The organism is Pedobacter yulinensis (assembly GCF_003029735.1).
In the GTDB taxonomy this organism is placed as follows: Bacteria; Bacteroidota; Bacteroidia; order Sphingobacteriales; family Sphingobacteriaceae; genus Pedobacter; species Pedobacter yulinensis.
Map to the genome: position 1 here is coordinate 1395406 of NZ_KZ686268.1, position 14344 is coordinate 1409749.

General features: G+C 52.8%; 15 protein-coding genes. 11 read left to right on the top strand and 4 right to left on the bottom strand.

All coding sequences use genetic code 11. From position 1 onward, the window contains the following. The first annotated feature begins 5 nt into the window (after positions 1-5). The 3 genes from C7T94_RS06180 to C7T94_RS06190 all read left to right on the top strand — a co-directional run bounded on the left by C7T94_RS06180 (position 6) and on the right by C7T94_RS06190 (position 4801). A complete protein-coding gene (locus C7T94_RS06180; RefSeq protein ID WP_107214398.1) occupies positions 6-1571 on the top strand; it encodes a SusD/RagB family nutrient-binding outer membrane lipoprotein in 1566 nt (521 codons plus the stop codon). 41 nt (positions 1572-1612) lie between these two features. After that, positions 1613-3148: a DUF5689 domain-containing protein gene (locus tag C7T94_RS06185; RefSeq protein WP_107214399.1), complete on the top strand. Its 1536-nt coding sequence runs from the start codon at positions 1613-1615 to the stop codon at positions 3146-3148. 81 nt (positions 3149-3229) lie between these two features. Then, the gene (locus tag C7T94_RS06190; RefSeq protein WP_107214400.1) at positions 3230-4801 is read left to right on the top strand and encodes a calcineurin-like phosphoesterase C-terminal domain-containing protein; all 1572 of its coding nucleotides are present in this window, start codon (positions 3230-3232) and stop codon (positions 4799-4801) included. Between the two features lie 72 nt (positions 4802-4873). Here C7T94_RS06190 and C7T94_RS06195 read toward each other — a convergent pair whose 3' ends face one another. After that, the gene (locus C7T94_RS06195) at positions 4874-5293 is read right to left on the bottom strand and encodes a GNAT family N-acetyltransferase (RefSeq protein ID WP_107214401.1); all 420 of its coding nucleotides are present in this window, start codon (positions 5291-5293) and stop codon (positions 4874-4876) included. Between the two features lie 191 nt (positions 5294-5484). Further along, complete coding sequence (locus tag C7T94_RS06200; RefSeq protein WP_162618574.1) at positions 5485-6144, bottom strand: CGNR zinc finger domain-containing protein; 660 nt, start codon at positions 6142-6144, stop codon at positions 5485-5487. Positions 6145-6231: 87 nt separating this feature from the next. Between C7T94_RS06200 and C7T94_RS06205 the strand changes: the two genes are divergently transcribed. The 3 genes from C7T94_RS06205 to C7T94_RS06215 all read left to right on the top strand — a co-directional run bounded on the left by C7T94_RS06205 (position 6232) and on the right by C7T94_RS06215 (position 8401). Next, entirely contained in the window at positions 6232-7155 is a 924-nt protein-coding gene (locus C7T94_RS06205) for an EamA family transporter (protein WP_107214403.1), read from the top strand. Between the two features lie 99 nt (positions 7156-7254). Beyond that, positions 7255-7974: an AraC family transcriptional regulator gene (locus tag C7T94_RS06210; RefSeq protein WP_107214404.1), complete on the top strand. Its 720-nt coding sequence runs from the start codon at positions 7255-7257 to the stop codon at positions 7972-7974. Between the two features lie 64 nt (positions 7975-8038). Then, on the top strand, positions 8039-8401 hold the full coding sequence (locus C7T94_RS06215) for a VOC family protein (RefSeq protein WP_107214405.1): 363 nt from the start codon (positions 8039-8041) through the stop codon (positions 8399-8401). An 86-nt stretch (positions 8402-8487) separates the two neighbouring features. Here C7T94_RS06215 and C7T94_RS06220 read toward each other — a convergent pair whose 3' ends face one another. Next, a complete protein-coding gene (locus C7T94_RS06220; RefSeq protein ID WP_107214406.1) occupies positions 8488-9402 on the bottom strand; it encodes an alpha/beta fold hydrolase in 915 nt (304 codons plus the stop codon). A gap of 267 nt (positions 9403-9669) precedes the next feature. Here C7T94_RS06220 and C7T94_RS06225 point away from each other — a divergent pair, with 267 nt between their 5' ends. From C7T94_RS06225 to C7T94_RS06245, 5 genes are all read left to right on the top strand, one after another. Next, positions 9670-10050, top strand: a complete 381-nt coding sequence (locus C7T94_RS06225) for a cupin domain-containing protein (RefSeq protein WP_107214407.1) — start codon at positions 9670-9672, stop codon at positions 10048-10050. A 144-nt stretch (positions 10051-10194) separates the two neighbouring features. After that, the gene (locus tag C7T94_RS06230; protein ID WP_107214408.1) at positions 10195-11034 is read left to right on the top strand and encodes an NYN domain-containing protein; all 840 of its coding nucleotides are present in this window, start codon (positions 10195-10197) and stop codon (positions 11032-11034) included. Between the two features lie 3 nt (positions 11035-11037). After that, on the top strand, positions 11038-11790 hold the full coding sequence (locus C7T94_RS06235; RefSeq protein ID WP_107214409.1) for a helix-turn-helix domain-containing protein: 753 nt from the start codon (positions 11038-11040) through the stop codon (positions 11788-11790). Between the two features lie 67 nt (positions 11791-11857). After that, complete coding sequence (locus tag C7T94_RS06240; RefSeq protein WP_107214410.1) at positions 11858-12415, top strand: DinB family protein; 558 nt, start codon at positions 11858-11860, stop codon at positions 12413-12415. After that, positions 12402-13142: a class I SAM-dependent methyltransferase gene (locus tag C7T94_RS06245; RefSeq protein ID WP_107214411.1), complete on the top strand. Its 741-nt coding sequence runs from the start codon at positions 12402-12404 to the stop codon at positions 13140-13142. The genes C7T94_RS06240 and C7T94_RS06245 overlap by 14 nt, the downstream gene beginning before the upstream one ends. Positions 13143-13361: 219 nt before the next feature. Here C7T94_RS06245 and C7T94_RS06250 read toward each other — a convergent pair whose 3' ends face one another. Continuing rightward, on the bottom strand, positions 13362-14249 hold the full coding sequence (locus C7T94_RS06250) for a dienelactone hydrolase family protein (RefSeq protein WP_107214412.1): 888 nt from the start codon (positions 14247-14249) through the stop codon (positions 13362-13364). Positions 14250-14344 lie beyond the last annotated feature (95 nt).

A 14344-nucleotide genomic window follows, 5' to 3' on the forward strand; every position in this document is an offset into this window, starting at 1 on the left:
CAATCATGAAAAAATACAACCATATTTTCTTTTACAGCCTGTTAGCGGCCTTCAGTTTCATGAACTTCTCGTGTACAAAAGATTTTACCGAGGTGAACAAGGACCCCATCGGCAAACGTACCGCCGAAGCACACCAGTTGCTGGCTCCTGCGCTTGTGAACGTGCTCAGCACGAATATGATGCGCAACTGGAATTTTAACAACCAGCTCATGCAGGTGACGGTCGAGATCAATGATTCAGAAGGCCGGGTGTTTCGCTACGATGTTCGCAGAAATCTTGCCGACTATACCTGGAATAACTGGTATGTGAACCTCACCGATCTGAGAGACATCTATACCATTGCGAGTCAGCCTGAAACATTGAATAAATCGTACCAGGGCATTTCCCTCATTACACAAAGCTGGGTGTACTCCCTGCTTACCGATATGTATGGCGATGTTCCTTACTCGCAGGCGAACACCGGTCGCGACGACAACATGCAGCCCGCGTTCGACAAGCAGAAGGACATTTATACAGACATGTTTGCCAAACTGGAGCAAGCAAACCAGCTGCTGCAGGCAGGTACGGCCATCGTGCCGACCAGCGACCCGGTTTTCCAGGGCGACATATCAAAATGGAGAAGGTTCGGCAATTCCCTTTACCTCCGGTTGCTGCTTCGTGTGGCGGGTAAAGCGGAGGTAGCAGCATCGGCCGTGGCCAAAATCAAACAAATGGTCGATACAGACCCTGCGGCTTACCCGGTTATGGAAAACAACAGCCACACGGCAAAGATTCTCTGGAACGGCACCAACAGCAGCACGGCGGTTTATTCCTCACCATTCATGGTCAACATTCGTGCGGTCGACTTCCGGAACATGCCTGTTGGCGATTTTTTCCTCAGTAAGCTCGTTACCTGGGAAGATCCACGCGTTCAGCCCTCGTTAGGTACCGGTGGTGTACCGCGATTTGGCATAGACCGCGGCGCCGACGGCTGGGTGGGTATCTCGAGTGGCTATTCGCCGGGTTCGGGCGTTGTAATTCAGACGCACTTCCACTCAGATACTGAAAACAAACTCACCCTGCAGACCGACCAGCACACGGGCATTATCATGAACAGTGCCGAGGTGGCCTTTATCAAAGCAGAAGCGGCAGCACGTGGCTGGATCAGCGGTCCGGTAGCCAATTACTACTATAAAGGAATGGCAGATGCGATCAACTACTGGATGCCCACCTACATTACAAGCCCGACAGATGCCCGCTTCACGGCTTACGTAAACGAAGCCAACCTGCAATGGGATCCAGCGCTTCCGCTCGATAACCTGACCTTCGGCAGCAAAAGCCAGCTCGAAATGATCCACATACAAAAGTATTATGCCATGTTCCTCGTCGATATGCAGCAGTGGTTCGAACACCGGCGCACCGGGCACCCGATCCTGCCGAAAGGGCCAGGCCTGGTAAACGGTCAAAAAATGCCCGCCAGGATGTTTTACCCGCAGATTACCCAGTCTACCAACCCAACCAGTTATAAGAATGCGGTAGCTGCACAGGGACCTGACGATATCAATACGCTCGTTTGGTGGCAAAGACCTTAATGTCTTCTGATTTTTTGAAACAGAATTAAAATAAACAATCGATGAATACGATTTTGAAACCATATTTCTTTGTGATCTGTCTGCTCGCGGTGCTGGGCGCCTGTAAGCGTGACGATGACTTTGTAATCAGTACACCCAGCCCTTTTATTTCCAACCTTGACCTGCGTAAGCTGCACCGGGGCGGAGATGTAACCCTGACCAAAAACATGACCGGACAAGCCACCATCGTTGCCGGACAGGTTACTTCAGACCATTCTGGCAAAAACCTGCCCGAGGGACTGCTGTTTATCCAGAACGTGCGCAAGGTGAGCGCCACGATCGATTCGATCCGGGGCATGGCCGTTAATATTGGCGCTGCGGCCGCCAGCTATGTGCCTGGCGATTCGGTGCACATCAACATTGAAGGCGGCGTACTTAAACGCGTAAACGGCATTCTGCAGATTACCGGCCTGCCCGCTTCAAATGTTCAGAAGGTTGCCACCGGGGTCAATGTGATCATGACGCCTGTCTCTGCCGTGACCATGCTCGCCAAGCCCGAAAACTTTGAAGGCCTGTTCGGCGTGGTTTACAATTCCAACTTTGAACCCAATATCGGCGTCGAGCGCATCGAAGGCGTTAAGGTCTTCAACGAAGGATCAGGCAACATGCAGATGAACGTCAGCAGCACGGCAGATTTCAAGACAGAATTTCTTCCCTATTCAGCCAATGTGCAGGGAATCATTATCCCCTCGGCAAGTACCGGCATCCCGCAGATCTGGCCGCGTGTTAAGGCAGACTTCGTGGCAACCAGCATCGTGGTTGACCCAACTGTGCCGCTCGGACCAAACCCGGCCATCATTACCGGCTACCTGGCCGACCCTGAAGGTTCTGATGCGAACCATGAGTACATCCAGCTCATGGCCACACAAGATCTCGACTTCCGTCAGAAACCTTTCTGCCTGATCACCACCAACAATGCCGGCGCATCGACGCCAACCGGTCCGCCGGTAAACGGCTGGGCAACAGGTGGCCTGCGTACCTACAAATTCAACATTACCAGGGGTACGGTTGCCAAGGGCAAGTTCTTTTATGTAGGTGGTTACAAGCTTATCGCCGGCGCAAACTCAACAGACATCAGCCGGGCCAACTGGGTAGTCAGCAAATTGTACAGCAATGTGGACGGCGATGACGGCATTGGAGACAAAACCAGCAACCTGTTGGCCAACAGTGGCAACGCCGCCGGTATGGCCGTCTTTGCAACCACCACGGTAGACCGCAATACGGTGCCTTCAGATGTGGCCTTCTTTTCGGGTACAGGAAATGCCTTTGCTGAAGGCTACGGTTATGCCATTGTTGACAACGACTATTACAAACGATTTAATGGGGCAACTTTCCAGCCTTTTTACAGGCAGGGGAACAATACCGGGAAAATTGGTGCGAACCCCGAGCCTTACCAGTTCAGTTTCCTGGGCGGGGTGTACAACGCCACCACCAAAACCTGGACAACCAGGCGTACGCATAAAACGGTAGCGGTTTCGAAATCGGCAGACCTCGCTGTAATACAGGAGGTGACCGGAGCAACCCGGGTAACCAATTAAACGATAGAGCGGTCTGCACTTTGTTCGGGCCGCTTTTTTACATGGGACCGGCTTATCCTGTCCCGTTTACAAATTTTGAACATGAAACAAATATTTTTAGCAGCTGCCGGCGTGCTGTTATCGCTCGGTGTCTACGCGCAAAATCAGGCGAAAGGATATGTATATAACGACCTGAACGCCAATGGCAAACTTGATAAGGCAGAAAAAGGCCTTGCAGGGATCTCTGTAACGAATGGAACCGATGTCGTTCAAACCGACCAGAAAGGCTATTATCAGTTGCCCGTTGGCGATGACCAGATCATTGCAGTCATCAAACCTGCAGGCTACAAAGTGCCGTTGAATGAAGACAACCTGCCGCAGTTTTTTTATAACCACAAGCCAAACGGTTCGCCGGCACTAAAATATAAAGGGGTGAGCCCGACCGGTCCGCTTCCCAAACTGGTCAACTTTTTCCTGAGCCCGGCAAAAGAAGACAGCAATTTTACGGCGCTGATTTTCGGCGACCCGCAGGCTTATAACCTGGAAGAAATGGATTATTTCGCAAAAGGTGTGGTCAGTGAGGTTGAGGGTACCAAACGCGCAGTCTTCGGCTTAAGCCTCGGCGACCTGGTTGGCAATGACCCCAGTCTCTTTGCGCCGTATACAAAAGCGGTGAAAAGAGTTGGTATTCCCTGGTACAACCTGATCGGTAACCACGACATCAACTTCGATGTGCAGGATGACCGGTATTCTGATGAATCTTACGAAGCGCATTTTGGCCCGGCAGACTATGCTTTCAACTATGGCGATGTACACTTCATTATTCTTGATGACATCATTTACCCTGATCCGCGCGGCGGAAAATCTTATTGGGGCGGGTTGAGGGCCGGGCAGCTGGAATTCGTGAAGAACGACCTCAAATACGTACCTAAGAACAAACTGATCGTGCTGGCTTTCCACATACCCATCGGCTTTGCAGGTGAAAACGAAGGCTTCCGCGAAGAAGACCGGATCAAACTATTTGATTTGCTGGCAGATTACCCGAACACGCTGTCGCTTTCTGCCCATACCCACAACCAGAAACAACTGTTTTTCTCAGAAAAAGATGGCTGGAAACAAGCAAAAGCGCATCATCATTACAACGTCGGAACAACTTCAGGCAACTGGTATTCGGGCGAGCTGAATGAGATCGGAGTACCGGTCTCGACCATGAGCGACGGAACACCCAAAGGTTATGCTTTTATCAACTTCAAAGGCAATCAGTATACCGTAGATTACAAAGTAGCGGGTAAGCCTAAGGAATACCAGCTTGAAATTTACACGCCAAGGGTGCTTGAAAAAGATAAAAAGACCTCTGCCGGTATTTATGCAAACTTTTTTATGGGCGGTGAAAAAGATGCCGTACTGTACCGTATTGACGGCGGCAGCTGGAAAAAGATGAAGTATGTGCTGGAAAATGATCCCGGTTTCCTTGCTGCGCTGCACAAGTGGGACCATACAGAAACCCTCTTAACGGGCAGAAGGCCCAGTTTGCCGGCAGAATGTAAACACCTCTGGCGTGCACCGGTTCCTGCCAGCCTGGCGCCCGGCGAACATACCGTCGAGGTAAAGGCCACCGACATGTTTGGAAAGACCTATACCCAAACAGCAAAATACCGGATCCTGACACGCTGAGATCGTTTCAAAATGTATTGATGACCGATCCCTGCAGCCTAAACTGCGGGGTTCTTTGTTTGAAGTGGTCCGCTACCCGGCCTGATCAGGACTGCAGCGCTGTGCTGCGGCATATTTTCGGTATTCCAGGATGTGAAGCAACTCATTCTTGCCTTTGGGTTTGTCATATTCGCGAAACAGGACAAAGCCAAATTTTTCAGCCAGCGCCCGGCTCGGGCCGTTGTCTGCAGCTACGGGGTACACAAGACAGTTGCAGGTATAGCGTGCCGTTAGAAACGAGAGGACGGCCTCAATGGCTTGAGCCCCAAACCCTTGGTGGTGCCTGTCTGCCCTGAGCCAAAGCCCGGTCTCGATACAGGGTGTGAGGCACTGGTGTATGCCGAAAATGCCCAGAAAACCGCCGGTTTTTTTTTCAAGGATACAGAAGTGCTGGTCAGTGCCCGATGCCAGGCCTGTATGTGCCGCATGCAGGAACTCCTCGGTTTCAGACATGTCGCCTGACGGCGTGTAAGGCAAAAACCGTTACTTCTGGTGTAAACGTCTCGTTGATCTGCTGCTTATACTGCGCCGAAACTGGTAGCAGCCGGAGGCGTTTGGTTTCCATACCGGGAGGAGAGGTGGTCATAACGATTTCCTTTCCATGTTAATATCCGGAGCCTGCTGCCTGTGTTGGTAACAGGCGGTTATTTGGCTGCTTTGCCGGTGCGGCCCTGCTTCGCAGCGCCGTCAGCCTTTTTGCGCTGGTAATAACGTCTTGATTTGACCAGGCTGCCGCAGCTTTGCATGTCGCACCAGCGCCGGCTGTGGTTCTTGCTTTGGTCTAGAAACAGCCACAGGCAGCCCTGACATTGTTTCACATCGTGCTGTGCCCGTGATGCTAATAACGAATATGCAGCCAATACAAGTTGCAGCAATGGATGTTCGAGGTGAGGCTTCGGGTGCTTCCATGCGGATTGATAACGACCATCTTCAAACGTCAGCTTCCGTTGTTTCCACATGTCCTGCAGGGCGGCATTAAAAACGCGCAGGTTCCCGGTTCGCCTGCCGTCGGGATCTGCATCACAACGCGTCGTAAACAAGTTGTAAAGGGCAGTTCTGATCTTTCTCGCTTTACTCAGCACCGCTGCTGCTTTTTGCGGATGCTGAGTTGCCAATTGCAAAAGATCGTCGTGCCAGCTCGCAGATATAAGGTCCAGCCGCCTAGCCAGCAGCAAAAAGTCGGCATATGTATGCAGCCTTTCAGCCTCGTCGGTTTCGAGCTGGTGATAACCCGAGTTGATGAAATCCAGGCAAACGTTGCCGCCATCGAGGGTCATCGTGGCTGCGGTCGATAAAGTTAACATGTGCGTTATTTTAATACCATTAAAACTATTTTTGCCGGTAATAGTTTTATTACCATATAAGACAATTTTGCCGGTAATCATTTCCCAATGAAAAATCAATCCCTGCTCGTTCTTCTCGCCTTCGTTGCCATTTACTTTATCTGGGGTACAACCTACCTTGCCAACCAGTTTGCGCTTTTGGGTTTTCCGCCCATGGTGCTCTCGAGCGCACGTTACCTGCTGGCTGGCTTGCTGCTTGGAACATATTGCCTCCTGGCGCGCATCCGCTGGCCGCGCGGGGCAGACGTAAAGGTCCTGGTCGTCAGCGGGCTGCTTATGCTGATCGGCGGATCAGGACTCGTGACCGTTGCGCAGGGACAGATCCATTCGGGTTATGCTGCGGCCGTCGTAGCTACAGAACCCCTGTGGTTCATATTATTGGACCGGAAGTGCTGGAAATGGTATTTCTCCAACCGCAAAGTGCTGTCGGGTGTCATTCTGGGTTTTATCAGCATAGCTCTGTTCTGTTATCTCAGCGCAGGTAACGATCCGCAGACGGCAAGCTCCGCACACTGGACTGGAACGGCCATTCTTCTGCTGTCTGCGGTTTTGTGGGTGGCCGGTACGCTTTACGCCCGCAGCCGGCTTGATAAAAATGTGTCCAACCTGACAGCTTCGGCGGTACAGCTTTTGGCAGCAGGTATGGTGGCGGCGGTCATTGCCGGCGCTTTTGGCGAGTGGCAGCGGCTATCGCCCGAAAACCTGTCTGTCAACAGCCTCCTCGGTCTCGCTTATATGATTATCATGGGTTCGCTGATCGCTTTTCTGGCTTTTAATTACCTGGTCCGGGTGCGGCCACCCGCGGTAGTGGGAACGCATACGTACGTGAATCCGATCGTGGCCATTTTTATGGGCTGGCTGGTTGCCGGCGAGCATGTAACTTTACCCGAACTGTTGTGTCTTTTTGGTGTGCTTGCAGGGGTTTTGCTGACAAGAACCGCCCGCCTGCCGGAAGAAGCGGCTGCATCCTGAGCCTGACCCGTCCGCACGGCTTTGGCTTTCCGGTCGCAATCGTACCTTTGTGCCAGCCGTGCAGCCCGCGACTACAGGACATGTGCGCCCCCGAATGATATGTACCGCCAAGTCAGACCACATCCAGCGCTGCAGCCCTATATCGATGCCTACTGGATCAGTCGGTCGGCTGTTGCGTCATCTACCCGCATCTTGCCCGATGGTTGCGTCGATATCATTTTGAATGCCGGGGCAGACTGCGGTTCGGCCAGTGAGGCCGTCAGGAACGGAAAAATTTACCTGATTGGTACCATGACCCGGGCCAAAACAGCAGAAATGGCTGCAGAAAGCCTTTTGATCGGCGTCCGGTTCAAGCCTGCCGCCTTCTCTGTTTTTTACCGGTTTACATCGCTTGATCAGGTTACCGACCTGACACTCGAGCTGGATTCAGGCTTCGCGTTCGACCTAAAAGAATTGCGAAGGGATTTACAGGGGTACCTGAACCGGTATTTTCTTGGACGCCTGGTGAGGCCGCGGCACCAGCTGTTCCCGGTCCTTGCCGACATGGAACACCATGGCGGACAGATGCGCATGGCTGATCTGGCCAGCCGGCATTGTACCACGGTCCGGCAGCTGGAACGGGGCTTTCGGCAACATGTAGGCATCGGCCCGAAGGCATTTATGAACTTGCTGCGGTTTCGGTCTGTACTGCCTGCTTTACAGGATCGCCCCGAAGGCAGCAGCCTGCAGGCGCTGGCGTTTGAACACGGCTATTATGACCATGCACACCTGAGTGCCGAGATCAGGCGGTTCACCGGTTTGCCCCCGACCCGCTTGTAATTTTGTCGTTTTTTTCCAAAAGCGGGAAGCGGTCTTTACATTAAGTTTGTAAAAAATAAATCTCATGACTTCTATTTTTGCACAAGGCAGGCTCCAGCACGAACAAGTGCAGTACCTGGAATTTTTATCGCGCGATATAAACACCGCTAAATCATTCTATTCAACCGCATTTAACTGGAAATTTACCGACTACGGGCCCGATTATACCGCTTTCGAGGGCGCGTACGTAGACGGTGGCTTTACGACAGGCGAGCCCGCGAAAGGCACGATCCTCGTGGTGCTGTACTCGGCAAACCTCGCAGAGACAAGGGAAAAGGTTGGCGCGGCCGGAGCGACAATTACCCGGGAAATTTTTGAATTTCCGGGCGGAAGGCGTTTCCAGTTCATTGATCCCGACGGCTATGAGCTTGCCGTTTGGTCCGAATAAGCTGAGGGGACCAGACGGACCAAAATGACGTTAACAGCAAACCCCCGAACACAAGTTCAGGGGTTTGCGATGCCGAACGCTCAACATCAGAAGCTGGCTCTTGGCTGGGGAGTACCGTCAAGAAAGTCATTGATCATGGGGAGCAGGTACCGGGTTTGTGCAATAATGCCTACATGGCTGCTCGCCGGCAGGATAGCGAGCCGGGACTCCGGTATGCCCGCTATGTCGCCCATCTTGCCGCCCCCCTTTAGCCTGTACATTTCGACGGCATGCTCATGCTGTACGCCATCGGCATCGCCCACGATGATAAAAAATGGCGCTTTCGTCTGCCTGATTTTATCAGCACCCCAGTCGTAAGGTTTGGTGTCCATTTCAATCGCTCTTTTTACGAACTGGGGCCAGTGGCCGGGATCTGGATTTTTTTTCTTGTACTCCGTTTCGAGCGGCGTCCCCTTGAACATATCTGCAGTGATAGAAGGGAAGCTTGCCTCAACTTCGGGCAACCAGCCATTGTTTCGGAATACTCCGGAAATCATGACCAGTTTACGTACCTGTTCGGGGTGACGTAAAACCATTTGCAGGGCGGCGCTGGCTCCGAGACTATAGCCAATGATGTCGGCTTTTGCGATCTTCAGGTGACGGAGCAAAGCAGAAACATCATCGGCCAGGTTTTCATACGTGATGGGGCGATCCATGTCAGCGGTATGACCATGCCCCTGCAGCTCGACAGCAATAACCTGCCTGTTGGCAGCCAACTTGGGCATCAGTTCCTGCCAGTTCAGGCTGATGGTCATGAATGATCCGTGCAAGAGTACTACAGGTGCGCCCGTGCCCTGAATTTCGTAATACATCTTGAGGCCATTAACAGCAGCATAGCCTGACTTTGCCCCGGTGCGGGCGGTCTGAGCCGGACGCTTTTGCTGCGCAAACGTAAAGCTGTGCAGAAACAGGAGGGAGCCCACAAGGTATAGGGCGGCGGTGTTAAATTTCAGAGTTTTCATGTTCTTGATTGTATAGATACAAATGTCGTTTGTTGACCGGCGGGCGGTGATGGGGGAACGCGACCAATTACAGGCTGGTTACGACACGGGCCGTTCCTCCGTGATGTTCCGGTCTCGCCTTGTTTAATCCGGCCTGCCGGATCGTGTTTCAGAAACACCAGCGAGTTATTAGTTTTGATAGCGGGTTAAGACAACCCTGCGGTTTCAGGGCGGCCAGAGGGGCTTGTCCTGCCAAATCTAAAAACATACACCATAGCGATTGTTAAAATGAATGAAAATTTTATCCGCTTTTTAGATGGAAGTCAAATTGCCTATACCGAAGAACGTGACATGGGAAGTGTCTGCTCGCTGGCGTATTTTTTCCCGGCAGACCCGCATGACACGCATCCCGACTATTGGGAGCTGCACCCGGATGGTGATGAAATGCTGCTGGTCGTCAGCGGCGAACTGGATGTTGGATATGTGCCGGCCGAAATGACCAATCAAGACCAGGTGCCGGCCGATGCAGCACGATGCCGGGTAACTGTAGGGCTGGGAGAGTCGTTCATTGTCAGGCGCGGTTACTGGCACCGCTTGCTTTTCAAAACGCGGACAGACCTCATTGTTGCGGGGCACTGGACATCTTCGCAACTGGTGCCCGCACGGTAGCCCTGCATCTTGCCGTATCAAGATTGCCGCGCCCTGCATGCGGCACATCCTTGAAGCTGGTAAGCCGATGTTGCATAAAATAAACACGACATTCCCCCGTAATGCCGCTGGCAACCATTATCTTCGGCAAAACTGCTGATCTGTATGGAAAAGAAAATCGAACGAATGGCCATCCTGGTCGATGGAGACAATGCCCAGGCCAAACTGTTAAAGGATATTCTTGAAGAGGTGGCCAAGTATGGCAAAGTTACCGTAAGACGGATTTACGGCGACTGGACGCATCAGGGTATGAACAGTTGGAAGGGACTGCTCAACGACCTCTCATTCACGCCCATGCAGAAGTTCAGTTATACCTCCGGAAAAAACTCGACAGACGGCGCACTGATCATTGACGCCATGGATATTCTACACAATAAACTGGTTGACGGTTTTTGCATCGTATCCAGTGACAGTGATTATACCGGCCTGGCGAAAAGAATTCGTGAAGAAGGCGTTTTTGTTATGGGAATCGGAGAGAAAAAGACCCCGGCTGCTTTTATCAATTCATGCGAGATCTTCACGTTTACGCAGAATATTGTGCAGGAAACTGCCATCGAAAAACAGGAGATCGTTGACGAAAAGCCGGTTATCGAAAAGCCAGCCCGGAAGACCGGCCACAACAAGGTCGCAGAGGCCAAAACTGATGCGCCGCCCGCTGATTTTACCGGTGTGCAGGTCGAACTGGTAGACAAGGCCTACTTCATGGCCTCACCTGAAGATATCGGCGTGCATGTATCGACCCTGGGCACGAACCTCCGCAAGATAGATCCAAGTTTTGACAGCCGTACCCATGGGTTCAGAACGCTCTCCAAATTGCTGGAGAGCATAGCGCATTATGAAGTGTATAAGCCGGCGCTTTCCGCTCAATTGTATGTCAGGCTTAAACAGAAGCCGCAGGTCAAAACCGGTCGGCGGCAGGCTTCGTCCCGTAAGAAAACCGGCTAGGCCATGTACCAGGTCATTCCGCCCTGCATGGAACTGCGCGACCATGTGAGCCATTTCTGGTTCGCTTCCTGGACAGCACAGCAAGACCGGGTTCAGCCGGTGTATTATCAGACTGCCAGCTGCCTGGCCGAACTGGCGTTCGCCTTCCGCTCATCGGAACTGGTTTTTGCTTCCGTTCAGGGCCACAGTCCACATGCCGCCCGGTACAATGCGGGCGGTTTCCTGAGCATATTCGGCGTATCTGTATTTGCCTATTCCCTGCCTTTGCTTTTCGATGTGCCACCTGCGGCACTTAGTGGCCGTTTTTGCACGCCCGAACAGTTGCTGGGCAGGGAAGGCGCTTTGCTGGTCGAGCAAGTTGCAGGCGAGGCAGATCTGCCTGCACGTGTTCGTTGCCTCAATGATTTTTTGAAGCTCCGCCTGCGAAAAGCGGCGGAGGGTGACCACCGGATTATTGCTGCTGCCCGTCAGGTCATGAAACCGGAAGTAAAGTTTGATCTGAGCGCATTTGCAGGGGAATGCTGTTTATCACCAAAACAGTTCGAACGCCGGTTCAGCGCCTGCACCGGCTTCAGCCCGAAGTTGTTCGACAGGGTCAGCCGTTTCGAATACCTGCTAAATAATCACCGCAGGTTCACCACACTTACCCAGGCTGCCCTTGCCTCCGGGTATTATGATCAGTCTCATTTTATCAGGGACTTTAAGCAATTTGCCGGCTGCAGCCCGCAGCGGTTTTTTGCTCTGAGCGGTTACTGATAAAGTCTATTTCGTACAATTCAGAAAATTTCCCTGCGCCTAGTTTTGCTCAAAAATCAAGAGAAAAATGAACGACGAATTGATGGCGGCAGCGCTTGAAGCACAGTACCGCGCCGCTTTGCAGATGCTTGGCAAGGCCATGACGAAAACGCCGGCAGGGGAGTGGAACGGTCCGGAGCAGCAGACGCCCGTCTGGCAACTGGCTTACCATACTTTATGGGCAACAAAATTTTACCTCACCGCCAGCCCTGAGACATTTGCGCCCTGGGCGGATGCCATTCCAGGTGCTGAAAGCCTGGGCGGAACTGAAGAATGGGAAAATCCCGAGCCGGGCCTTCAACCCGAAGGTTTCCATACCAAGCCTGAATTGCAGCGATACCTGGAAGATATCTTGAACCAGTTGTCCGAACAGGTCAGGGGCCTGCCGTTTTCTGAGCATTCAGGTTTTGAATGGTACCCCTTCAGCCGCCTGGAACTGCACCTGAACAACCTCAGGCATATTCAGCACCATACCGCGCAGATCATCGAGCGGCTGAAACAAAAAGGTATATTTGGTTTTCCCTGGCCAATCGCCGGCCATAACCGAGGCGGCGGCCGGGCAACATCCCGCTATGAAAGAAAATAAATACGATGATCCGGCATTTTTCGATGCCTATGGTAAAATGGAGCGTTCGGTTAGAGGCCTGGAGGCTGCCGGCGAGTGGCCGGCCCTCAGATCACTTTTCCCCCACTTTGAAGGAAAGAAGGTGTTGGACCTGGGCTGTGGGTATGGCTGGCATTGCCGGTATGCAGCCGAACGCGGTGCCACCGTTCTGGGAACAGACATTTCTGAGAAAATGATTGCCGAGGCAAAAAAGAGAAATCTTATGCCTGGAATTGCCTACCGGCAGCAGCCTGTTGAGGATCTGTCGGCCGGCCCGGGCAGCTTCGATGTAGTGATCAGCTCGCTGGTTATGCACTATGTACAGGACTATGCTTCGGTTTGCGAAAAAATTTATGACCTGCTGAATGCCGGAGGAAGCTTCGTCTTTTCTGTTGAGCATCCTGTATTCACTGCGGAAGGCAGTCAGCAGTGGATAACCGACGATTCGGGCCGGGCCCGGTACTGGCCAGTGGATCATTATTATGCCGAAGGGGCGCGGCAAACCGATTTCCTGGGAAGCAAGGTGGTCAAATATCACCGTACGCTGACCAGTTACCTGGAGACCCTGTTCAGGCTGGGCTTTATCCTCAAGCATGTGATCGAGCCTCAACCGGATCCTGTTCTGGTGGCGCAACATCCCGGATATAAGAATGAACTTCGCCGGCCCATGATGCTCCTGATCCGGGCCGACAAACCTGCTGCAAACTGAGTATGTCATCTGAGAACGCCGGCACTGCTCTGGTGGGACAGCTATTTTTGAAAGGCAGTTGCCTGCGAGCAGTCACTTTGCCCGGCTCTTCGCTGTCGCCCTGCGCTGTGGGTTGCCGCTTCGATCCGGCTTGGCTGGCAGGGACAGGGCTTTCTTTTTCAGACAGGCCATGCAACCGGTGTCTGCGCCGCTGGACTAACCCGCTGCGCGCTTGGACAATCAGGATAGGTGTTTCTTGAAAAAATCTATGGTTCGCTGCCAGGCCAGCGCTGCTGCAGGCTGATCGTATCGTGGGGTCGTATCGTTGTGAAAACCGTGGTTGGTCTTTTGATAGATGTACGCCTGGTAGCTCTTGCCTTCCGCTTTAAGCGCTGCCTCATACGCCGGCCATCCCTCGTTTACGCGGGTATCCAGTTCGGCATAATGCAGCAGCAACGGCGCTTTGATTTTCGGTACATCTGCGGTGGCCGGCTGGCCGCCGTAAAAAGGAACGGCCGCTGCGAGGTCGGGAATTCTGACGGCCATCATGTTGGCGATCGCCCCGCCGAAACAAAATCCGACCACACCCACCTTGCCGTTGCAGCCTTGATGGTTTTTAAGGTAAGTATAAGCTGCTATGAAGTCTTCTTCCATCTCCGTCTTGCTGCGTTTTGCCTGCAGGGTCCGCCCGTCGTCATCATTGCCGGGGTAACCGCCCAGCGGACTCAGCGCATCTGGCGCCAGGACGATGAAGCCCGCAACCGCAGCCCGCCTGGCCACATCCTGAATGTGCGGGTTAAGTCCGCGGTTTTCATGAACCACGATAATGCCGCCTAATTTCTTTTTAGCCTTTGCTGGTTTGGCCAGCAAACCTTTGATGCTGCCGCCGCCCTTTGGTGATGGGTAAGTAACGGTATCCGTTTTCAGACGGGGGTCGTCAGCCCGTACCTGGATGGCGTCCTGGTAGTCGGGGCTCAGAAAACTCAGCAGCGCGGGGACCGTAAGTCCGCCGATGGCAAAGGCCGAAAGCTTTTGTGCAAACGTTCGCCGGTTGATGCGGTCGTGTGCATAATCATCGTACAGGTCAAACACTTCCTGGGCGATGTCTTCTTTTTTGATCGGGTTCATAAGGGAGGAGGTAAACCCAAATTTAACAGATTTGGGCGCCGCCCGCCGCCGGCGTGTGTAACACTCTGGTGACGTGAAAACTGTTCCTGCCAATA

What these genes read in the sequence shown, in the direction of transcription:
- C7T94_RS06185 (WP_107214399.1), top strand. Translation starts at nt 1,613, where the DNA reads ATGAATACGATTTTGAAACCATATTTCTTTGTGATCTGTCTGCTCGCG.
- C7T94_RS06235 (WP_107214409.1), top strand. Translation starts at nt 11,038, where the DNA reads ATGTACCAGGTCATTCCGCCCTGCATGGAACTGCGCGACCATGTGAGC.
- C7T94_RS06180 (WP_107214398.1), top strand. Translation starts at nt 6, where the DNA reads ATGAAAAAATACAACCATATTTTCTTTTACAGCCTGTTAGCGGCCTTC.
- C7T94_RS06195 (WP_107214401.1), bottom strand. Translation starts at nt 5,293, where the DNA reads ATGTCTGAAACCGAGGAGTTCCTGCATGCGGCACATACAGGCCTGGCA.
- C7T94_RS06225 (WP_107214407.1), top strand. Translation starts at nt 9,670, where the DNA reads ATGAATGAAAATTTTATCCGCTTTTTAGATGGAAGTCAAATTGCCTAT.
- C7T94_RS06240 (WP_107214410.1), top strand. Translation starts at nt 11,858, where the DNA reads ATGAACGACGAATTGATGGCGGCAGCGCTTGAAGCACAGTACCGCGCC.
- C7T94_RS06245 (WP_107214411.1), top strand. Translation starts at nt 12,402, where the DNA reads ATGAAAGAAAATAAATACGATGATCCGGCATTTTTCGATGCCTATGGT.
- C7T94_RS06205 (WP_107214403.1), top strand. Translation starts at nt 6,232, where the DNA reads ATGAAAAATCAATCCCTGCTCGTTCTTCTCGCCTTCGTTGCCATTTAC.
- C7T94_RS06200 (WP_162618574.1), bottom strand. Translation starts at nt 6,144, where the DNA reads ATGTTAACTTTATCGACCGCAGCCACGATGACCCTCGATGGCGGCAAC.
- C7T94_RS06215 (WP_107214405.1), top strand. Translation starts at nt 8,039, where the DNA reads ATGACTTCTATTTTTGCACAAGGCAGGCTCCAGCACGAACAAGTGCAG.
- C7T94_RS06190 (WP_107214400.1), top strand. Translation starts at nt 3,230, where the DNA reads ATGAAACAAATATTTTTAGCAGCTGCCGGCGTGCTGTTATCGCTCGGT.
- C7T94_RS06220 (WP_107214406.1), bottom strand. Translation starts at nt 9,402, where the DNA reads ATGAAAACTCTGAAATTTAACACCGCCGCCCTATACCTTGTGGGCTCC.
- C7T94_RS06210 (WP_107214404.1), top strand. Translation starts at nt 7,255, where the DNA reads ATGTACCGCCAAGTCAGACCACATCCAGCGCTGCAGCCCTATATCGAT.
- C7T94_RS06250 (WP_107214412.1), bottom strand. Translation starts at nt 14,249, where the DNA reads ATGAACCCGATCAAAAAAGAAGACATCGCCCAGGAAGTGTTTGACCTG.
- C7T94_RS06230 (WP_107214408.1), top strand. Translation starts at nt 10,195, where the DNA reads ATGGAAAAGAAAATCGAACGAATGGCCATCCTGGTCGATGGAGACAAT.